This window comes from Qipengyuania soli (assembly GCF_015529805.1).
Lineage (GTDB): Bacteria > Pseudomonadota > Alphaproteobacteria > Sphingomonadales > Sphingomonadaceae > Qipengyuania > Qipengyuania soli.
The window spans coordinates 293229-312572 of record NZ_CP064654.1 but is presented as its reverse complement, the minus strand read 5'-3'; the positions used below and the strand labels follow the sequence as shown (position 1 = coordinate 312572).

At 62.0% G+C, this 19344-nt stretch carries 18 protein-coding genes and 1 tRNA gene; 12 read left to right on the top strand and 7 right to left on the bottom strand.

Going from position 1 to position 19344, the window contains the following annotated elements; all coding sequences use genetic code 11:
* Nucleotides 1-272: 272 nt before the first annotated feature.
* The 3 genes from IRL76_RS01535 to IRL76_RS01525 form a co-directional block, all read right to left on the bottom strand.
* A complete protein-coding gene (locus IRL76_RS01535) occupies nt 273-908 on the bottom strand; it encodes an N-acetylmuramoyl-L-alanine amidase (protein WP_200984131.1) in 636 nt (211 codons plus the stop codon).
* 68 nt (nt 909-976) lie between these two features.
* Complete coding sequence (locus IRL76_RS01530; RefSeq protein WP_200982518.1) at nt 977-1636, bottom strand: histidine phosphotransferase family protein; 660 nt, start codon at nt 1634-1636, stop codon at nt 977-979.
* 35 nt (nt 1637-1671) lie between these two features.
* Nucleotides 1672-2067: a M67 family metallopeptidase gene (locus tag IRL76_RS01525; protein ID WP_200982516.1), complete on the bottom strand. Its 396-nt coding sequence runs from the start codon at nt 2065-2067 to the stop codon at nt 1672-1674.
* 16 nt (nt 2068-2083) lie between these two features.
* Here IRL76_RS01525 and IRL76_RS01520 point away from each other — a divergent pair, with 16 nt between their 5' ends.
* The 7 genes from IRL76_RS01520 to IRL76_RS01490 all read left to right on the top strand — a co-directional run bounded on the left by IRL76_RS01520 (nt 2084) and on the right by IRL76_RS01490 (nt 8922).
* Entirely contained in the window at nt 2084-3028 is a 945-nt protein-coding gene (locus tag IRL76_RS01520) for an RluA family pseudouridine synthase (protein ID WP_200982514.1), read from the top strand.
* Nucleotides 3029-3169: 141 nt separating this feature from the next.
* Nucleotides 3170-4057: an RNA polymerase sigma factor RpoH gene (gene rpoH, locus IRL76_RS01515; protein WP_200982512.1), complete on the top strand. Its 888-nt coding sequence runs from the start codon at nt 3170-3172 to the stop codon at nt 4055-4057.
* Nucleotides 4058-4140: 83 nt separating this feature from the next.
* Nucleotides 4141-5652, top strand: a complete 1512-nt coding sequence (locus tag IRL76_RS01510; RefSeq protein WP_200982510.1) for a M28 family peptidase — start codon at nt 4141-4143, stop codon at nt 5650-5652.
* Nucleotides 5653-5723: 71 nt separating this feature from the next.
* Nucleotides 5724-6407, top strand: coding sequence for a monofunctional biosynthetic peptidoglycan transglycosylase (mtgA, locus tag IRL76_RS01505; RefSeq protein WP_200982508.1), 684 nt, complete (start codon nt 5724-5726; stop codon nt 6405-6407).
* On the top strand, nt 6400-7284 hold the full coding sequence (locus IRL76_RS01500; protein ID WP_200982506.1) for a phosphotransferase: 885 nt from the start codon (nt 6400-6402) through the stop codon (nt 7282-7284). The genes mtgA and IRL76_RS01500 overlap by 8 nt, the downstream gene beginning before the upstream one ends.
* A gap of 224 nt (nt 7285-7508) precedes the next feature.
* Nucleotides 7509-8426, top strand: a complete 918-nt coding sequence (locus tag IRL76_RS01495) for a cation diffusion facilitator family transporter (RefSeq protein WP_200982504.1) — start codon at nt 7509-7511, stop codon at nt 8424-8426.
* 10 nt (nt 8427-8436) lie between these two features.
* Nucleotides 8437-8922, top strand: a complete 486-nt coding sequence (locus IRL76_RS01490; protein ID WP_246449911.1) for a GFA family protein — start codon at nt 8437-8439, stop codon at nt 8920-8922.
* 8 nt (nt 8923-8930) lie between these two features.
* Here the strand turns inward: IRL76_RS01490 and clpX are convergent, their stop codons facing one another.
* Nucleotides 8931-10199 carry an ATP-dependent Clp protease ATP-binding subunit ClpX gene (gene clpX / locus IRL76_RS01485; protein ID WP_200982502.1) on the bottom strand — a complete coding sequence of 423 codons (1269 nt, stop codon included), beginning with the start codon at nt 10197-10199 and terminating at the stop codon, nt 8931-8933.
* Nucleotides 10200-10378: 179 nt separating this feature from the next.
* A complete protein-coding gene (locus IRL76_RS01480; protein WP_200982500.1) occupies nt 10379-11074 on the bottom strand; it encodes an ATP-dependent Clp protease proteolytic subunit in 696 nt (231 codons plus the stop codon).
* A 131-nt stretch (nt 11075-11205) separates the two neighbouring features.
* Between IRL76_RS01480 and IRL76_RS01475 the strand changes: the two genes are divergently transcribed.
* From IRL76_RS01475 to IRL76_RS01465, 3 genes are all read left to right on the top strand, one after another.
* On the top strand, nt 11206-11829 hold the full coding sequence (locus IRL76_RS01475) for an ATP-dependent Clp protease proteolytic subunit (RefSeq protein ID WP_200982499.1): 624 nt from the start codon (nt 11206-11208) through the stop codon (nt 11827-11829).
* A 183-nt stretch (nt 11830-12012) separates the two neighbouring features.
* On the top strand, nt 12013-14103 hold the full coding sequence (locus IRL76_RS01470) for a TonB-dependent receptor plug domain-containing protein (RefSeq protein ID WP_246449909.1): 2091 nt from the start codon (nt 12013-12015) through the stop codon (nt 14101-14103).
* Nucleotides 14104-14143: 40 nt separating this feature from the next.
* Entirely contained in the window at nt 14144-15643 is a 1500-nt protein-coding gene (locus tag IRL76_RS01465; protein WP_200982496.1) for an amidase, read from the top strand.
* Nucleotides 15644-15715: 72 nt separating this feature from the next.
* On the opposite strand, the gene tig is transcribed toward IRL76_RS01465, so the two are convergent.
* Complete coding sequence (gene tig, locus IRL76_RS01460) at nt 15716-17257, bottom strand: trigger factor (protein ID WP_200982495.1); 1542 nt, start codon at nt 17255-17257, stop codon at nt 15716-15718.
* Between the two features lie 59 nt (nt 17258-17316).
* Nucleotides 17317-17401: transfer RNA gene (locus IRL76_RS01455), tRNA-Leu, on the bottom strand.
* 150 nt (nt 17402-17551) lie between these two features.
* Between IRL76_RS01455 and IRL76_RS01450 the strand changes: the two genes are divergently transcribed.
* Nucleotides 17552-17836, top strand: coding sequence for a DUF3297 family protein (locus tag IRL76_RS01450; protein ID WP_200982493.1), 285 nt, complete (start codon nt 17552-17554; stop codon nt 17834-17836).
* 100 nt (nt 17837-17936) lie between these two features.
* Nucleotides 17937-19343, top strand: coding sequence for a ribosome biogenesis GTPase Der (gene der, locus IRL76_RS01445; RefSeq protein WP_200982491.1), 1407 nt, complete (start codon nt 17937-17939; stop codon nt 19341-19343).
* Nucleotide 19344: the final 1 nt, after the last annotated feature.

Sequence of the window (19344 nt, the reverse complement as noted above, 5' to 3'; positions counted from 1 at the left end):
CGGACCGGACTGGCGGGCCACCTCCCCCAGCGAGGTAGACCCGGTGTAAAAACCCCCAAACTAACCTGCGCGAGGCAAGTGGCGGATTGCCGTTTTCTCGGCTCGGCTGGCCGCGTGTTAATCTGAACCTGTCTCATAAATGAACAGTTCCGAATCGCCACATGGCTCGGGATGGCAAGAGTGAGTCCTGCGGCGAACCGTTGATGTCTGTGTGCGTGGCCGACGGTCAACTTGCGCCCAAAGGCGCGATATCACCCGGGCTCGAATCGCGCCTAGCGGTGCGCTCCGCGATCGCGATCGACGAGTAACTGGAACAGGATCGCGCGCACCTCGCCGTCGATTTCACCGTCGATCTTGTGTGGCCGCCAGCGACGCTGGAACGCTTCGACGGCCTTGTGCCCGTCGGTTATGTCGTACCCGAACCGTTCCAAAGCGAGGTAGAAGGCGCCATCGTTGTCGAAGGGATCGCCCAGTTCGATCTTCGGTCGCGGAAGGCAAAGGCCGTATTCCGCCAGTCGCTCCCACGGGAAAAGTTCGCCCGGATCGATCTTGCGCTGCGGCGCTATGTCGGAGTGTCCGATGACGTTGGCACGCGGGATGTCGTGCGTCTTCATGATCCGCGCCAGCAGAGGTACCAGAGACTCGAACTGGGCCTCGCTGAAATCGCGATAGCCGTGAAGATGGCCTGGATGATCGAGTTCGATCCCGATGCTGGCCGAGTTGATGTCCCTCTTCCCGCGCCAGTAGGAGACGCCGGCATGCCAAGCGCGTTTGTCCTCGGGCACGATCCGCGTGACCGTGCCGTCTTCGGCTATCAGGTAATGCGCGGAGACCTTGGCGTCGGGGTCGCACATGCGTTCGAGCGCGGCCTCGGGGCCGAGCATCTCGGTGTAATGAAGAATGACCATATCGACGGGCAGCGCGCGCTCGTCGAAATTTGGCGACAGCCGCTCCTGGTGGACCAGCTCGTCGGTACTCACCCGATCAGGTCTCCGCTTTCGGGCAGGACCGCACCTAGCACCAGCGCATCGTCGGTCTTCGCATACTGCAGTCCGCCACCCGCACCCTCGGCGAGGAGAGAAATCATGTGAGCAGCAGCTGTCCGGCTGGAAAGTTCCGATCGATCGAGCGACCCGTCGAGTGCCTTACCGATGGTCTCGTCGAAGGCGATCTTGGGACCCGAGGCGCGAACCACGATCTCGCACGCACCATTACGCACTTCCGCCCCGATATCGAGCGTACCGCCACGAACGAGTGCATCGATTGCGATCTGGGCAAAGTTCAGCAGCACCTTGACCGCCGGCTTGGCGAGGTTGGGTTGGGCGAGGGCCCAGTGGATCGTGATGCCGTTCTTGTCGGCGGCCAGCGCCTCGATCAGTGACTTGGGCTCTTCGATGTCGACGCGCTCGCCGAAGCCGCCAGCGGCCCCGAAGGCCAGGCGGAAGAACTTCAGCTTGTTGGTGCTGATCTGCGCGCTCTGTTCGAGCAGCTGCATCACATTGGCACGCATGTCAGGGTCGGTTTCGACCGCCAGCAGTTCAAGTCCATTGGATAGCGCCCCGACGGGGCTCAGCATGTCATGGCAAAGGCGCGAACAGAGCATCGCGGCAAGGTCGATCGATTGGCGGTCGTCCATCGTGTTCCTGGGTACTGAAGATTGCGTGGGGTGTCTTAGCGGTGCGTCGCCACATAGGGAAGCGGTTCGAAACCCGCATCCCCCGAACGCCAGAAGCAGACTCGTCCCGCCGCGACGATGGCCCAGATCATCCCGTCGCGTGCCGCCATCTCCCGATCGGTTCGTGACGGCTCTGCCAATCCGTTGGGATGGGAATGATAGAAGCCGGCGACCTGTGGCCCTCCGGCGCGCGCAGCGCGATGCGCGTCGACCAATGCCTGCGGATCGATCTCGAAATGGCTGTCGGGAAGCAAGTGCACGTTTCGCGCCGGTGCGGTTTGAAGGATTCGCCCAGCCGCCCCGAAGAGGATTCCGCAACACTCTTGCGGATGGGCAGATCGCGCCTGTTCCAGCAGGACATGGATCACCGCGCTTGAGACTTCGAGTGCCATCGCGCATGGCCCTAGCATGGCCGAGGCGGAAATCATCACCGGAACTCTGGGAACGGCGGGCAGGCTGGACAAGGCGCTGGCGGAGGCCACCGGCCTGTCGCGTGAACGGGTGAAGGCGCTGATCGCCGATGGAGCGGTCACCGTCGGCAAGCACGTTGCAACGAGCGCGTCGGCCAAGGTCGCCGAGGGCACTCGCTTTTCGATCGCTCTCCCCCCACCCGAGCCGCTTGCCGCCGAACCGCAGGACATTCCGCTCGATATAGTGTTCGAGGACGACCACCTCGTCGTCGTCAACAAGCCAGCCGGGATGGTCGTGCACCCCGCTGCCGGAAATCCCGACGGTACGCTCGTCAACGCCTTGCTCCACCATTGCGCTGGCAGGCTGTCCGGCATCAACGGTGTCGCGCGCCCCGGGATAGTGCACAGGATCGACAAGGATACATCGGGTCTGTTGGTGGTGGCAAAGTCGGACGCGGCACACGAGGGGCTGGCAAAGCAGTTCGCCGACCATTCGATCACCCGCCGGTACCTCGCCGTTTGCGCGGGTCACCCCAATCCGCCCTCGGGCACCATCTCGGGCCGGATCGGCCGCTCCGACAAGGATCGCAAGAAGATGGCGGTCCTCCCGGATGATTCCAGCCGCGGGAAGCGTGCCGTCACCCACTACGAGACCCTGAAACGCCTAGACAATGCCGCGTTGATCGAATGTCGCATCGAAACCGGGCGCACGCACCAGGTGCGCGTTCACTGTGCGTCAATCGGTCATCCGCTATTGGGAGACCCTGTCTATGGACGCACTCCCAAGCCCCTTCGGGCGCTTCTCGAAAGCCTCGATTTCAAGCGCCAGGCCCTTCACGCGGCGAGACTGGGATTCATACATCCTATCAGCGGTGAAAGCTTGGATTTCTGGGCCGAATTGCCCCCGGATATGCGGGAACTTATCGACGAAACCGCTCGTTGAAATCGACGAAACGCAGGTGCATTTTCGGCCGCGTCCAGCTATAAGTAACCGAGTGGCCCGAAAGACCGGATGCCCATCTGGGGTCCGGCAAATGTGGTCGACGAAAGAAAGGTCAGGGTATTAGTGAGCAACGCACGATCAATGAGCGTTCCGGCGCTCGGCGGTGAGCAAAGCCTCAACCGCTATCTCTCAGAAATCAAGAAGTTTCCGGTGCTGACCGCTGAGCAGGAGTACATGCTCGCGAAGCGCTACGAGGAACATGACGACCCCGAAGCTGCGGCGCAGCTTGTCACGTCGCACCTGCGACTCGTGGCCAAGATCGCCATGGGCTATCGCGGCTACGGCCTGCCCGTCTCGGATCTCATTTCCGAAGGCAACGTCGGCCTTATGCAGGGCGTCAAGAAGTTCGAAGCCGACCGCGGCTTCCGTCTCGCCACCTATGCCATGTGGTGGATCAAGGCCTCGATCCAGGAATACATCCTGCGGTCATGGAGCCTTGTGAAGATGGGCACCACCGCGGCTCAGAAGAAGCTCTTCTTCAACCTTCGCCGGATGAAGAAGAACCTCGATGCCTACGAGGATACGGACCTCCATCCGGACGACGTGACCAAGATCGCGACCGACCTCGGCGTGCCCGAGCAGGAAGTCGTGAACATGAACCGTCGCATGATGATGGGCGGTGACGGTTCGCTCAACGTTTCCATGCGCAACGGTGAGGAAGGCTCGGGCGAGTGGCAGGACTGGCTGACCGACGATCGTCCGCTGCAGGACGAGACCGTCGCCGATGCCGAGGAAGCAGAAGTGCGCCACGAAATGCTCGTCGAGGCGATGGAAAGCCTCAACGATCGTGAAAAACACATTCTCACCGAGCGTCGCCTGACGGACAATCCGCAGACGCTCGAGGAACTCTCGCAGGTCTATGACGTCAGCCGCGAACGCATCCGCCAGATCGAAGTTCGTGCCTTCGAGAAGCTCCAGAAGGCAATGCAGCGCATCGCTGGCGAGAGGCTCCTGCCCGGCATGGCGTGAGGCGCCTGCCAAGTCGCTGCGATTGACATAGTCCGCAAACACTTCAGTCTCCCCCGGTCAGGCATGATCGGGGGAGATTTCGTTTGAACAAGGCAAAACTGCTGCTCGCATCGGCGGCCCTGGTCGCCCTCACAGCCAACCATCATGGTGAGGCAGGCGATCCGGCCACGCGGGCCTGGTGGGACCTGGCCAGCGAAATTTCAGGCGACGCCTATGAAGGGCGCGCATCGGGCACGCCCGGGCACGAGAGAGCCGCGGTACTCGTGGCCCACAAGCTGGCCGAGGCTGGCTTCAAGCCGCTCGGGACCGATGGCAGCTGGTATCAACGGGTGCCCCTCGAAGAACTCGCTGTATCGTTCGCGACGCTGAGAGCAGATGGTGGCACATTGTCTCATCTCGACGATTTCGTCGTCCGCCCCCAACCCGGTGTGCCGTCTGACAAGGCATATTCGCTCGTCTACCGCGGCTACTGCGCGGCGCGGGACCTTGGCGATGTCGCTGGCAAGATGGTCATCTGCCACAATGCCAACCGCACCGGCCTGCCGGGCGATGCGGAGCGCGAACAGGCTGTGCGTGCCGCCGGCGCGCAAGGCATCATCCAGATCGCCGACCCGGGCTTCGTGATCGAGCCGCCCCGCTGGCCCTATGCCTACAACAAGGTCGTCGCGCAGCCCGGCGAACTCCCGGTCGCCGACGATTTCGTTTCCATTCTTCTCAATGCGGACGCGCTGGACAAACTTGTTCCCGGACATGATGCCGCGGGCCTAATCACCAAGGGGTCGACAGGTCAGCCGCTCCCGTCCTTCGATGGCGGCATGGCGCGCTTGACCACCGTGTTGCGCAGCAGCCAGTACAGCTCGCCCAACGTCATTGGTTACCTGCCGGGATCCGATCCTGCGCTCGCGGACCAGGCAATCCTGCTGGGCGCACACCTCGACGGCTATGGCTTCGGTCATGCGGTAGATGGCGATCCGCTCTACAACGGCACTCTCGACGATGCGGCCTATGTGGCGCTGCTGATCGAGTTTGCCGAGGCGCATCGTGGCAAGCCCATGCGGCGACCGGTCATCATTGGTGTGTGGACCGGCGAAGAGCTCGGTCTTCACGGTTCGCGCTGGTTTGCCGCCCATCCGACATGGCCGATGGACAGGATCGCAGGTGTGCTCAACCTCGACCAGCTACGGCCGATATTCCCGCTCGAACGGCTGACCACGCATGGCCGGACCGACAGCACACTGGGCGATCAGGCGGCGCTGCTTGCAGCCATGCATGGCTTCGTGTTGCAGGACGATCCCGAGCCGGAAAGGCGCCTTGTCCTGCGGACCGACCACCGTCCGTTCATGGAGGCCGGCATCCCCTTCCTCAATTTCACCTTCGGCTTTGAACCGGGAAGCGAGAGCGAGCGCATCTACCGCAATTGGTATCGCACCGGCTATCACAAGCCGCAGGATGATCCCGCCCAGGTGATGGACTGGAAGGCGGCACAGACCTTCAACGAGTTCTGGCTCGAGCTGGCGGAGAATGTGGCAAACGCGCCCGATGCCCCGAAGTGGCACGAGGGCAGTCCAATCCGCGCCCAATACGCCGGTCGATAGAACAACGACAGCCATCGGAGATCGTCGCCGTCCAGATTGCGTCGATAGTCGCCGGTGGCTAGATGCACGCGATGCGCTGGCTGGTCCGTTTCCTGTTCAAGGCCATGGTGGGTTTCGTCGCCATAAGCCTCGCCCTCGTCCTGCTGTTCAAGTTCGTTCCCGTCCCGATTACCGCCACCATGATACTGGATGGCGAAGTATGGGATCGCGGCGGTGTCACCAAGGACTGGGAATCGCTCAGCAACGTCGACCGCAACATGGTCCGCGCAGTGATTGCGGCCGAAGACGGCAAGTTCTGCAGCCATGACGGGTTCGACACCGAAGCGATTGCCAAGGCGGCGGCAATGAATGCCCAGGGCGGGAGGATCCGCGGGGGCTCTACGATCAGCCAGCAGACCGCCAAGAACGTCTTCCTGTGGCAGGGTGGCGGCTACTTCCGCAAAGGGCTGGAAGCGTGGTTCACCGTGCTGATCGAGCAGATCTGGGGCAAGCGGCGGATCATGGAGGTCTATCTCAACGTCGCCGAAACGGGACTCGCCACCTATGGGGTGGAGGCCGGTGCGCAGCGCTATTTCGGCAAGTCCGCTGCCAGCCTGAGCCCGACCGAGGCCGCGCGCATGGCAGTTGCCCTCCCCCTTCCCAAGGAACGCTCGGTCAAGAACCCGGGAGGCTGGCTCCGCCGCCATGGCAATACCATAGCTGCGCGGGTGGGCGTCGTCCGGCGCGACGGTCTGGACAACTGCATCTATGACTGATTCCTCGCGCGGCCCGATCGTGTACCGCGAGGCTGCGCAGGTAATTTCGGACCAGTTTCCCGAGCTTTCGGCCTTACCCGTCTCCCCAATGGTTCCCGGAGGTTGGGATCACGCGGTCTTTCGTGTCGGCGAACACTTGGTCGCCAAATTTCCCCGAGATGCACGTTACGCTTCCCAGCCACTGCGCGAAGCGAAGGCTCTACGGACTGTGAGGTCCCAATTGCCAATTCCAGTTCCTTGCGTTCACACCGTGGGAACAGCCTGCGAAGTATTTCCCTATCCCTTCCTCATCGTCGAATGGCTCGATGGCGAGACTATGGCGAATCTTTCGCGACTTACCGAGATCCATGTAGTGCAACTGGCTGTTCTCTTGGCAGCACTCTCGACAGTCTCCACCGATGGGTTCGACTACCCGTCTGCCGGGAATTTCTGGCGCGGTGCCGGTCTGGCATCGCTCGACCGCAGCTTTCAAAGTGCATCGGGACGGCTGCAGCCGGCTTTGTGCAATGCTGTCCGTGAGTTCTGGAGCCGGGCAAACAGCGCAGGCGGACCGCCGCGAGGGGCATTTGTGCATGGCGATATCGCGCCGGCAAACCTTATCGTTACCGCCAGCGAGATCGTCGGGGTCATCGACTTCGGGCTTGCAGCGATAGGCGATCCAGCCTGCGACTGGGCCATTGCCTGGCTAGGCTTCGACAAAGAGCTGCGTGAGACATTTCTCAAGGGCATGCCCTTCGGAGATCCCTCATTGGCGATGCGAGCAGCCGCTTGGGCTTTGTGGAAGGCGGTCCTGGTCATGTCCGGGCATTCGGTACTGCCCCCCGGCTATCGCGAACCCCAAGTTGTCGTGGACGAGGTTCTCGGCACCAAATTCTGAGCCCCGGTCGATCCCATGCAGGCTTCCACCCCGCAGTCCGTTTTTCGTCCGAGTTCCGTTTCTTGCCAGCCACCAAATACCTCTGGACCAATTCGCATAATGTTATAACATGCCAAATGATGATATTCTATATCTAATTGTTTTTGCATGTTTTTCTTGTCGGTCATCATCGTTTAGCGCTAGGTCCGACTGCGGGTCGCGCCAAAGGGGAAAAGTCGAACCGGATGGGACAGGGGCATTCACACGACCACGACCACCAACATGGTCATGGCCATGCACATGCACCGGCTGACTTCGGTCGCGCATTCCTGATCGGGATCATACTCAATACCGCCTTTGTCGTGATCGAGGCCGGATACGGCTGGATCGCGGGGTCGATGGCCCTGATCGCGGATGCCGGGCACAATCTCTCCGACGTACTTAGCCTCCTGCTCGCGTGGGGGGCCAGCGTAGCTGCAAAGCGCCCTCCCTCGGAGCGGTTTACCTACGGCTTCAAGAGCTCGACGATACTGGCGGCGCTCGCCAATGCCGGACTGCTGCTGGTCGCCATCGGCGCCATCCTGTTCGAAACCTTGCACCGAATTGCCGAGCCTGCCGTCGTGCAGGGCAAGACCATGGCAATCGTCGCCGGGATTGGTATCCTGATCAATACCGGCACGGCCCTGCTCTTCCTCAAGGGGCGGCACGACGACCTCAATATCCGCGGCGCATTCCTCCACATGGCTGCCGATGCACTGGTGAGCCTTGGCGTGGTCATCGCGGGCATAGCAATCATCATCACCGGCGCGCACTGGATCGACCCACTTGTCAGCCTCTTGATCGTGGCCGTGATCGCATGGGGCACATGGGGACTGCTGAAGGACAGCGTAGCGATGAGCCTGCTCGCTGTCCCGAAGGGAATTTCGGAAAAGCAGGTTCGCGCCTATCTTGCCGGTCTACCGGGAGTAGACGCGGTGCATGATCTGCATATCTGGCCAATGAGCACCACGGAGACCGCTCTGACCGCGCATCTGGTGATGCCCGATGGTCATCCGGGCGACAAATTCCTTCGCGACATCCAGGACGAGTTAGAGCATCATCACCGCATCGGGCATGCCACGGTCCAGGTCGAAACGACGAGGGATTGCGCGCTCGGCTGCTAGGGAGGCGGAAATGGGCGAAGTGGTGCGCGAAGGCGGATGCGGGTGCGGCGCAGTCCGTTATTGCATCAGTGGGTCACCGATCTTCGTCAACAATTGCCATTGCACCCAGTGCCAGCACCAGACCGGATCGACCAGCGTGGTCAATGCCTTCATCGAAAGCGACCGCGTTGAACTGCTACAAGGCCAGCTTACCGAAGACGTGGTGAAGTCCGGAAGCGGCGGTCCGCACATTATCTGCCGCTGTAGCGAATGCGGCGTTGCCGTTTGGAGCTATTACCCCAGGCTTGGCCGACTGGGCGCAGGTGTACGCGTCGGCACGTTGGATGACCCCTCATCCCTGACGCCCGATGCCGTTATCTTCGTTTCGGAAAAGATGCCTTGGGTCGCTTTGCCACCGGACATCCCGAACTTCGAGAAAACCTACGATTATCGCGAGGTGCTGCAGCGCGAACGCGTCGAGCGGATGAACGCCTTGCTCCAGAAGAGCCAGGCCTGAAGAGGTGCTTAGGCCGCCTCTTCCTTTTCACCCTTCTTGCCGCCGTGGACCTGGATCGGCTCTTTCTTGCCGTCCACCACATCCTTGTCGATCACGATCTCCGTCACGCCGTCCATGTCGGGCAGGTCGAACATCGTGTCGAGCAGGATGCCCTCGACAATCGAACGCAGGCCGCGCGCACCGGTTTTGCGCTTGATCGCCTTTTCGGCGATCTCGTTGAGCGCGTCGTCGGTGAAGGTCAGTTCCACGTCCTCGAGCTCGAACAGCTTCTGGTACTGCTTGACCAGCGCATTCTTCGGCTGAGTGAGGATCGTCATGAGCGCTTCGACATCGAGGTCGCGCAGCGTCGCGATGACCGGCAGTCGGCCGACGAACTCGGGAATGAGGCCGAACTTGAGGAGATCCTCCGGCTCCCCCTTCTCCAGCAGTTCGCCGACACGGCGCTTGTCCGGGTCGGCTACATGCGCACCGAAACCGATCGAACGCTTCTGCAGGCGATCGGCAATGATCTTTTCGAGACCTGCAAACGCACCGCCGCAGATGAACAGGATATTCGTCGTATCGACCTGCAGGAATTCCTGCTGCGGATGCTTGCGGCCACCCTGCGGCGGAACCGAGGCAGTGGTACCTTCCATCAGCTTGAGCAGCGCCTGCTGAACGCCCTCGCCCGACACGTCGCGGGTGATTGAGGGGTTTTCCGCCTTGCGCGTGATCTTGTCGATCTCGTCGATATAGACGATGCCGTGCTGCGCCTTCTCGACATTGTAGTCGGACGCCTGGAGCAGCTTGAGGATGATGTTCTCGACGTCTTCGCCGACATAACCGGCTTCGGTCAGCGTCGTCGCATCGGCCATGGTGAAAGGCACATCGAAGGTGCGCGCCAGCGTCTGGGCGAGCAGGGTCTTGCCCGAACCGGTCGGACCGACCAGCAGGATGTTCGACTTCGCCAGTTCGACGTCGCCGGCCTTGCCGCTGTGCTTCAGGCGCTTGTAGTGGTTGTGAACGGCGACCGACAGCACGCGCTTGGCGCGGTCCTGGCCGATGACGTAATCGTTGAGCGTTTCGAAGATTTCCGAAGGCGTGGGAACATCGCCTTCCTTCTTGCCCGCGATCCCGGCCTTGGTTTCTTCGCGAATGATGTCGTTGCAAAGCTCGACGCATTCGTCGCAGATGAACACGGTCGGACCCGCGATGAGTTTCCTCACCTCGTGCTGCGACTTGCCGCAGAAGCTGCAGTACAGCGTGCTCTTGCTATCGGTTCCGCTCAACTTGGTCATTTCCTAATCGTCTGCCCCGCTTCCCCGCCAGCCGGATTCGCCGACTTTAAGGTGCACAGGGTAAGGGTCAATATCATAGGTACTTCAAGCCCCTTGCCACAAGCTGAAGCGGCAGGGTTGCCGAAATCCTACGATGATGTGGCAATGATGCCCGGCAGGAAGGCTTCCCGCCGCCGGAATCACTCGGGCGCGCCGCCCGAGCCATCCGCATCGCTTTCCTCGTTCTCGGGACGGGACTCGAAGACTTTGTCCACGATTCCGAACTTCATCGCCTCTTCGGCTTCGAGGAAAGTGTCGCGGTCCATCGCCTTCTCGATCTCGGTCAGGCTCTGGCCGGTATACTTCACGTAGAGATTGTTCATCCGCTCGCGAATGCGCAGGATCTCGCGCGCCTGGATCTCGATGTCGGATGCCATGCCGCGGGCACCGCCCGAAGGCTGGTGGACCATGATCCTGGCGTTGGGAAGCGCGATCCGCATGCCCGGTTCACCCGCTGCAAGAAGGAAGCTGCCCATCGAGGCGGCCTGACCGATGCAGACGGTCGAAACGCGCGGCTTGATGTATTGCATCGTGTCATGGATCGCCATGCCTGCAGTCACCACGCCACCGGGCGAGTTGATGTACATGCTGATCGGCTTCGATGGGTTCTCGCTCTCGAGAAACAGCAGCTGCGCCGTGATGAGCGAAGCCATGTTGTCCTCGACGGGACCGGTCACGAAGACGATGCGTTCGCGCAGCAAGCGGCTGAAGATGTCGAAGCTGCGTTCGCCCCGGCTCGTCTGTTCCACGACCACAGGCACGAGCGCCCCGGTTACGGGGTCACGGGTGAACTGGCCTTGGGTGGAGTAAGCGTCGGTGCCGAACAGGTCGATCATGAAGGGTCCTTTGTGTTTGCGGCTATATCTGTGCTGCCGCGGCGCGGTTCAAGGCTTGTTTTGCGCGATATCGTTGCGATGTGGTTCACGTAGCGATAACCCCCGCGCCAGATCAACACGAGGTCCCACACATGTCGCCAACTCAGTTCTCCGCCAATTTCCCCATCCGCGCCGACGAAGAGGACGAAGAAACGGAAGGCACCGGCATCCGTGCCGCGATGACCGCCAAGTTCCTCGAAGCGCGCACGGTGATGCTGTTCGGCGGCGTCGACCAGAAACTCGCGGAGCGCGTGTCGATGCAGCTCCTCTATCTCGACCACCTCTCGAACGAGCCGATCAAGCTGATCGTCAACTCTCCTGGTGGGCATGTCGAGTCGGGGGACACGATCCACGACCTCATCGGCTATATCAATTCGCCGGTCGCCATCATCGGCACCGGCTGGGTCGCCAGTATCGCCACGCACATCTTCCTCTCGGTCCCGCACGAACGCCGCTTCTGCCTCCCCAACACTCGCTTCCTTATCCATCAGCCGTCGGGCGGCGCAGGCGGCAAGGCGTCCGATATCGCCATCCAGGCGCAGGAAATCGTCAAGATGCGCGAGCGCATTGCCCGCAAGATCGCCGAGGCGACCGGTCAGGATTACGACAAGGTGATCAAGGACATCGACCGCGACTTCTGGATGAGCACCGATGAGGCGAAAGCCTATGGCATTCTCGGCAACGTCATTTCGCACGCCAGCGAAGTGAAGTTCTGATCCGGCATTCCCGACCGGCGTCTTTGTGCGACGCCGGTCGGTCGCCGATTGCAGTTCAGCGGCCCCAAACCCAGTTTCATCGGCATCGATAGCGCGTCGGTCGAGCACCGATTCAGCCGATTGCCTACATGTGTAATCAGAACTCCCGAGATCGAAGCAGTTTCGATGGGGAGCCAATCATTCATGCCGAATATCCGCGCCGTGTCCGTTGCTGGAATCATTGCAACGCTCATGCTTATTCCGACTGCCGTGAATGCACGCGACAAGGACGATGTCCCGGTCGCCGGCGAGAAGGACTCACCGACTGTCGGCGCACAGGTCTTCCAGCCCGACTATTTCAATCGTTACGCGCCTCGCAGCGCACTCGATATGCTGAGCCAGGTGCCCGGATTCGTCATCGACGACGGCAACAACGGGGCGCGCGGCCTGGGCCAGGCAACAGCCAATGTCCTCGTCAATGGCGAGAGGTTCTCGAGCAAGTCGGACAGCGTGCGCGATCAGTTGCGGCGCATTTCCGCGAAGGACGTGGTGCGCATCGAGATTGCCGATGGTGCCACGCTCGACATCCCGGGCCTCAACGGACAGGTCGCAAATGTCATCGTCAACACGACAGCGACATCCGGACAGTTCCGCTGGAATACGGGTTTCCGGCCCCACAATACCGAAGCGCAGCTCTACGGTGGCGAGATCTCGCTTTCGGGCAAGTCCGGCAAGCTCGACTACACGGTGTCGCTCAACAACGACAACGACCGCTTCGGCGCCGACGGCCCGATCCTGATAACCAATGGCGCCGGTGACCTCATCGAGCGCCAGGACACCACCTTCTCCGGCAAGTTCGACAACCCTCGGCTGTCCACGAACTTCACCTACACCTTTGCCCCGGACACTCTGGCGCACCTCAACCTGAAATATGGCGAGGACTTCTTCTGGCGCCGCGAAACCGAACTCGCAGTGCCCGCCAGCGGACCGGTGCGAGATCGCCTCGTCCTGTCCGATGAAGACGGCCCGGCATACGAGATCGGCGGCGATTTCCAGTTCCCGCTGGGGCCGGGAAAGTTGAAGCTGATCGGCCTCGAACGTTTCAAGCGCGACAATTTCACCAGCACACTCGTCGACAGGTTCGACGATGGCTCACCCGACACCGGGTTCCGTTTCGCCCAGAGAAATGGCTACGGCGAGCGCATCGGGCGCTTCGAATACGACTGGAACATGCTCAAAGCGGATTTCCAGCTGTCGGGCGAAGCCGCATTCAACCGGCTGGACCGGGCATCCGCGCTGTACGAACTTGATGACACGGGCACATTCGTGGCCCTGCCTTTCCCCGCGGGCACCGGCGGAGTGACCGAGGATCGATACGAAGCACTGCTCAGCGTGACCAAGCAGCTGAGTCCGAAGCTGACTCTCCAGGCGACAGGCGGAGCAGAATATTCAAAGATCGAACAGACTGGTTCACTGCCCAACTCGCGCCAGTTCACCCGCCCGAAGGGTTCGGTGTCGCTTGCCTGGAAGCCGAGCGACGACTTCGACGTGTCGGTGGAAGTGCGCCGCAAGGTCGGCCAGCTCGGCTTCGGCGACTTCCTCGCCAGCGTAAACCTCAACGACGACAATGGCAGCGGCGGGAACAACGAGTTGCAGCCCGACCAGAGCTGGAATGTCGAACTCGAGGCAAACAAGAAGTTCGGTCCTTGGGGTTCGGCCAAGCTGCAGGTCCGCCAGGCCTGGTTCGAGGATTTCGTCGATTTCTTCCCGCTCGAGAACGGCGGCGAGGCGCGCGGCAATATCGGCGACGCCAAGCGCCTTCACATCCAGTTCTCCGGCACGATCAAGTTCGATCCGATCGGCTTCAAGGGCGCACAGCTCAGCTTCGATGCGACCAAGCGCTGGATGGACGTGACCGACCCATTCGTGGGCGGGCAGCGCGAATTCTCCTACGATCTCAATTCGCAGCTGGAGCTCGATTTCCGTCACGACATTCCTGACAGCGACTGGGCCTGGGGTGCAGGCCTGTTCACCTTCAACCCCGCCGGATACTCGCGCCGATATGAGATCGGACGTTACTGGGAAGGGCCGAGCTTTGCGTCGGTCTTCCTCGAGAACAAGGACGTCCTGGGGATGACCGCCAAGGTCCAGATCAGCAATGTGCTCGGTGCCCGCAACAAGGGCTGGCGCACGGTCTACGATGCCGAACGGCCCGATGGCGCGGTGCTTTTCAACGAGGTTGTCGACCGTCGCATAGGCCCGATCTTCCGCTTCACGCTCAGTGGGAATTTCTAGTACGCTTGCATTGCATCGTACCCGTGGCAGGGTGATGGGCATGAGAAGGCTTCCACCCACCACTTTCGCCCTCGCCCTTGCCCTCCTGGCTTCGCCCGCAATCGCGACCGAAACCTATGACGCTCCTGCCGAAGCAGAACTACAGATCGCCCGGATTAAGGCGCTCGACGATGCCGGGCCGATGCTCAACGCGGTTATCGTTTATGAACCCGAGGCCGCGAATTATGCCAATGAGGCAAGCGAGGCGGGGATGCCGCTCGACGGGCGGACTGTTCTCGTGAAGGACAACATCGAGACGATGGAATGGCCGACGACTGCCGGTTCACTTGCTCTGAAGGACAACCTCACCGGGCGCGATGCACCGCTGATCGCTCGCCTCCGGGCTGCGGGCGGGGTCGTCCTGGGCAAGACCAACCTCAGCGAGTGGGCCAATATTCGCGACAACAATTCGACCAGCGGGTGGAGCGCGGTGGGCGGACTGACCCGCAATCCGCACGCGATTGACCGCAATGCGTGCGGCTCATCCTCCGGCAGCGGCGCTGCCGTCGCTGCGGGCTTTGCCTGGGCTGCGATTGGCACCGAAACGGATGGCTCGATCACCTGCCCGGCAAGCATCAACGGCATCGTCGGCTTCAAGCCTACCGTCGGAATGGTCAGCCGGACCCACGTCGTTCCGATCAGCAGTTCGCAGGACACTGCGGGGCCCATGGCTTCTACCGTCTTTGACGCCGCGCTCCTGCTGGGAGCCATTGCAGGCAGCGATCCACTGGACGCGGCCACCGCGGAAGCGGATGCTCGCAAGACCGACTTCACGCAGGGGCTGGCCGGGGCGTCACTCGCGGGCAAGCGGATAGGGGTGCTGCGAAAGCAGGTCGGTTCGCGCGACGATATCCGCGTCCTGTTCGACAAGGCCATCGATGACATGCGCAGGGCCGGTGCGGAAATCGTCGAGATCGAAGCCGATGAACCGGGCGAACTGGGGGCGGCCGAATTCACCGTCCTGCTCTACGAATTGCGAGTGACGATGGACGCCTACCTTGCGTCGCTCCCAGACGAGGGCCTGCCAAGGACGCTGGCGGAATTGGTTGAGTTCAACAAGGCGCATGCGGACGAGGAAATGCGCTGGTTCGGCCAGTCACTGTTCGAAATGGCTCTTCAGACGACCGACGAGGCTGCCTATCGCGAGGCGCGGGCAACCTCGCTTCGGCTGGCGGGGGAGGATGGCATCGACAGGCTGCTGCGCGATTATCGCGTCGATGTGTTGGTGGCTCCGACAGCAGGCCCGAGCTGGACCACCGATCTTGTCCTGGGCGATCATTATCCCGGCGGGATCGGTGCAGGCTCGCTCGCGGCTGTCGCGGGATACCCTCACCTGACCGTACCCATGGGCGCGGTGGAGCGTCTGCCGATTGGTCTGAGCTTCATGGGCGCCAAATGGTCCGACCACGAAATACTCAAGCTGGGCGCCGCCTACGAGCGCGCCCGCTCGGCCGAACTGGCAACTCCGTCATTCGGGGCATGGAGTCCCTCGGACCAATAACACTACGGCCAAACGCGAAGGGGCGGCGAACCGAAGTCCACCGCCCCTCGCAATTGCTTTCCAGCCAGAAGCTTACTTCTTCGCAGCGGCCTTCTTGGCCGGAGCCTTCTTGGCGGCCGGCTTCTTCTCGGCAGCTTCCTTCTTCGGAGCGTCCTTCTTGGCCGGGGCCTTCTTGGCGGCAGGCTTCTTCTCGTCCGCGGCCTTGGCTTCCTTCTTCGGCGCTTCCTTCTTGGCAGCAGCCTTCTTGGCCGGAGCCTTCTTCTTCGGCGCTTCGTCGGTTGCGTCTTCCTCGGCCTCGATCGCGGCTTCGAGTTCCTCGCGCGTCACTTCGCGGTCGGTGATCTCGGCCTTGTCGAAGAGGAAGTCGACGACCTTGTCCTCATAGAGCGGGGCACGCAGCTGGGCGGCAGCCATCGGCTCGTTGCGGACGTATTCGATGAAGCGTTCGCGGTCTTCGGCGCGGTACTGCTGGGCAGCCTGCTGGATGAGCATGCTCATCTCGTTGTTGGTGACCTCGACGCCGTTGGCCTGGCCGATTTCCGACAGCAGCAGGCCCAGGCGCACGCGACGCTCGGCGATGCGACGATATTCGTCCTTCTCGGCTTCCATTTCCTTCAGCGAGGCTTCCGGATCGTCGGAACGGGCCGCTTCCTGCTGGAGCTGCGCCCAGATCTGCTGGAATTCGGCTTCGACCATGCCTTCCGGCACGGCAAAATCATGACCGGCAGCAAGCTTGTCGAGCAACTGGCGCTTCATCTGCGTCCGGGTGAGACCGGCAGTTTCCTGCTCCAGCTGGCCGCGCAGGAGTTCCTTCAGCTTGTCGATGCTGTCGAGGCCGAGGTTCTTGGCGAACTCGTCGTCAGCCTTGGTTTCGGTCGGGACCTTCACCTGCTGGACCTTGATCGCGAACTGTGCGTCCTTGCCGGCGAGGTGCTCGGCCGGGTAGTCGGCGGGGAATGTGACGGTGATGGTCTTCTCGTCGCCGGTCTTCACACCGGTCAGCTGTTCCTCGAAGCCGGGAATGAACTGGCCCGAGCCGATGGTCAGCGGGGTGTTTTCCGCTGCACCACCTTCGAATTCGACACCGTCAATGCTGCCGACGAAGTCGATGATCAGCTGGTCGCCATCGGCAGCCCTCTTGGTCTTCGGCGCGTCCTTGTAGCTCTTGTTCTGGTCGGCGATGCGCTGGACGGCTTCGTCCACGGCCTCGTCCTTCACCGGAACAGTCAGGCGCTCGATCTTCAGGCCCTCGATTTCGGGGGCCTTGATTTCGGGCAGCACTTCCACCTCGACGGTCAGCGAGGCGTCCTTGCCTTCTTCGTAACCGTCACCGAATTCGACCTTGGGCTGCATCGCGGGGCGCAGCTTGTTGTCGACCATCACTTTGTCGACCGATTCGCGGATCATGTCGTTGACGGTCTGAGCATGAAGCTGTTCGCCGTGCATCTTGCGCACGAGGTTGGCGGGTACCTTGCCGGGGCGGAAGCCGGGCATGCGCACCTGCGGGGCGATCTTCTTCACTTCGCTCGAAACGCGCTCGTCGATTTCCTTGGCCGGAATGGTGACGGTGTAGGCGCGCTTGAGGCCCTCGTTGGTGGTCTCTTTGATCTGCATGGGTGAACTCGTGACTTTCCAATACCGAAATTTGCGAAGGGCTCACATGGCGGCGGCATTGGTGCGGGCGAAGGGACTCGAACCCCCACATCTTTCGATACTGGTACCTAAAACCAGCGCGTCTACCAATTCCGCCACGCCCGCAAACCCGAACGAAGCTGCGCGAGAGGCGCCAGTCCTTCGCGTATAGGCGCGTGCCTCTAGTCGGATGCGACGCCAAGCGCAAGCATGGCGCGCCGGTGTTCGTCCAATTGAACTTGCGATGCGGCGACAGGCCGATTACGGGCGCCCTCCATGACCGAAGAGACCAAGACCGACACCCCGCCCGCACGCCTTTCGGTAAACCCGAAGAGCGAGCATTTCGACGTCGAAGTGCTGAAGCGCGGCGTCGGCATTCGCTTCAAGGGCAAGCAGCGCACGGATATCGAGGAATACTCGATTCCCGAAGGCTGGGTTCGCGTGCAGGCCGGCAAGACCATGGACCGCCATGGCAACCCGCTGACGCTCAAGCTCAGCGGCCCTGTCGAAGCCTGGTTCGAAGACCTCGGCGACGACGCGCCGGTCGCCAAGAAGGACTGACCGCGTCGCAAGTGACCTGGCCTTGCGCCCTGCCTGAGTAGGGCGCGAACGTTCGTGCCGCTTGCAAAGAGAGCGGCGAGCCGCCACTTGGCGCCCCATCATGTTCGCCTCCTCATCCTCCAAGCCCACGGTGATCATCATCGGCAGGCCGAATGTCGGCAAGTCGACGCTGTTCAACCGCCTGATCGGCAAGCGGCTCGCCCTGGTCGACGACCAGCCCGGCGTCACGCGTGACCGCCGTATCGGGGATGCGGAGATCGCGGGCCTCGAATTCCAGGTGGTCGATACCGCGGGCTGGGAGGACGAGGATCCCGATACCCTGCCCGGCCGCATGCGCAAGCAGACCGAGGTCAGCCTCGAAGGCGCCGACGCCGCGATGTTCGTCTTCGATTCGCGCGTGGGCATCACGCCTCTCGATGAAGAGATCGCTCGCTGGCTCCGCGGACAGGAAGTCCCGGTGGTACTGGTCGCCAACAAGGCCGAGGGAACCCAGGGCGATGCGGGTATCTACGAAAGTTTCTCGCTCGGCTTCGGCGAGCCCGTCGCGCTTTCCGCAGAACATGGCGAGGGCGTGGCCGATCTGTTCGATCATCTTTGGCCCATCATCGGCGCCAAGGCCGAAGCTGCCGAGGCGGAAGCCGAAGCTGCTGACGCCGAGGACGGCGAGGATGCACCCGCAGGCCCGCTCAAGCTCGCCATCGTCGGACGACCCAATGCGGGCAAGTCCACGCTGATCAACCGCCTGCTGGGCGAGGATCGCCTCCTTACCGGCCCCGAGGCCGGGATCACCCGTGATTCGATCGCGGTCGACTGGGAATGGACCGACCCGCGATCCGGCGAAACGCGCGAGATCCGCCTCATCGACACCGCCGGAATGCGCAAGAAGGCGCAGGTCGTCGAGAAACTGGAGAAGCTGTCGGTCGCCGATGCCCGCCGCGCGATCGATTTCGCCGAGGTCGTCGTGCTGCTGCTCGACGCCACGCGAGGGCTCGAACACCAGGACCTCAAGATTGCCAGCATGGTTCTCGAAGAGGGCCGCGCCCTGATGATCGCCATCAACAAATGGGACGTGGCAGAGGATGCCTCGGCTCTCTTCAATGGTGTACGCGCTGCGCTCGATGAAGGCCTCGCGCAGGTTCGCGGCCTTCCGCTGATCGCCGTCAGTGCCAAGACCGGCAAGGGCCTCGACCAATTGCTTTGCGCGGCTTTCGACCTGCGCGAAGCATGGAGCCGCCGCGTACCGACCGCTGCGCTCAACCGCTGGTTCGACGATGCGCTGGAAGCCAATCCCCCGCCCGCGCCAAAGGGCAAGCGGATCAAGCTGCGCTACATCACCCAGGCCAGCACGCGCCCGCCGCGCTTCGTGGTATTCGGCACCCGCCTCGACATGCTCCCCAAGAGCTACGAGCGCTATCTCGTGAACGGCATCCGCTCGAAACTCGGGTTCGAGGCTGTGCCTGTGCGGGTGGTCCTCAAGAGTCCGAAAAACCCGTACCAGAAGGACTGAG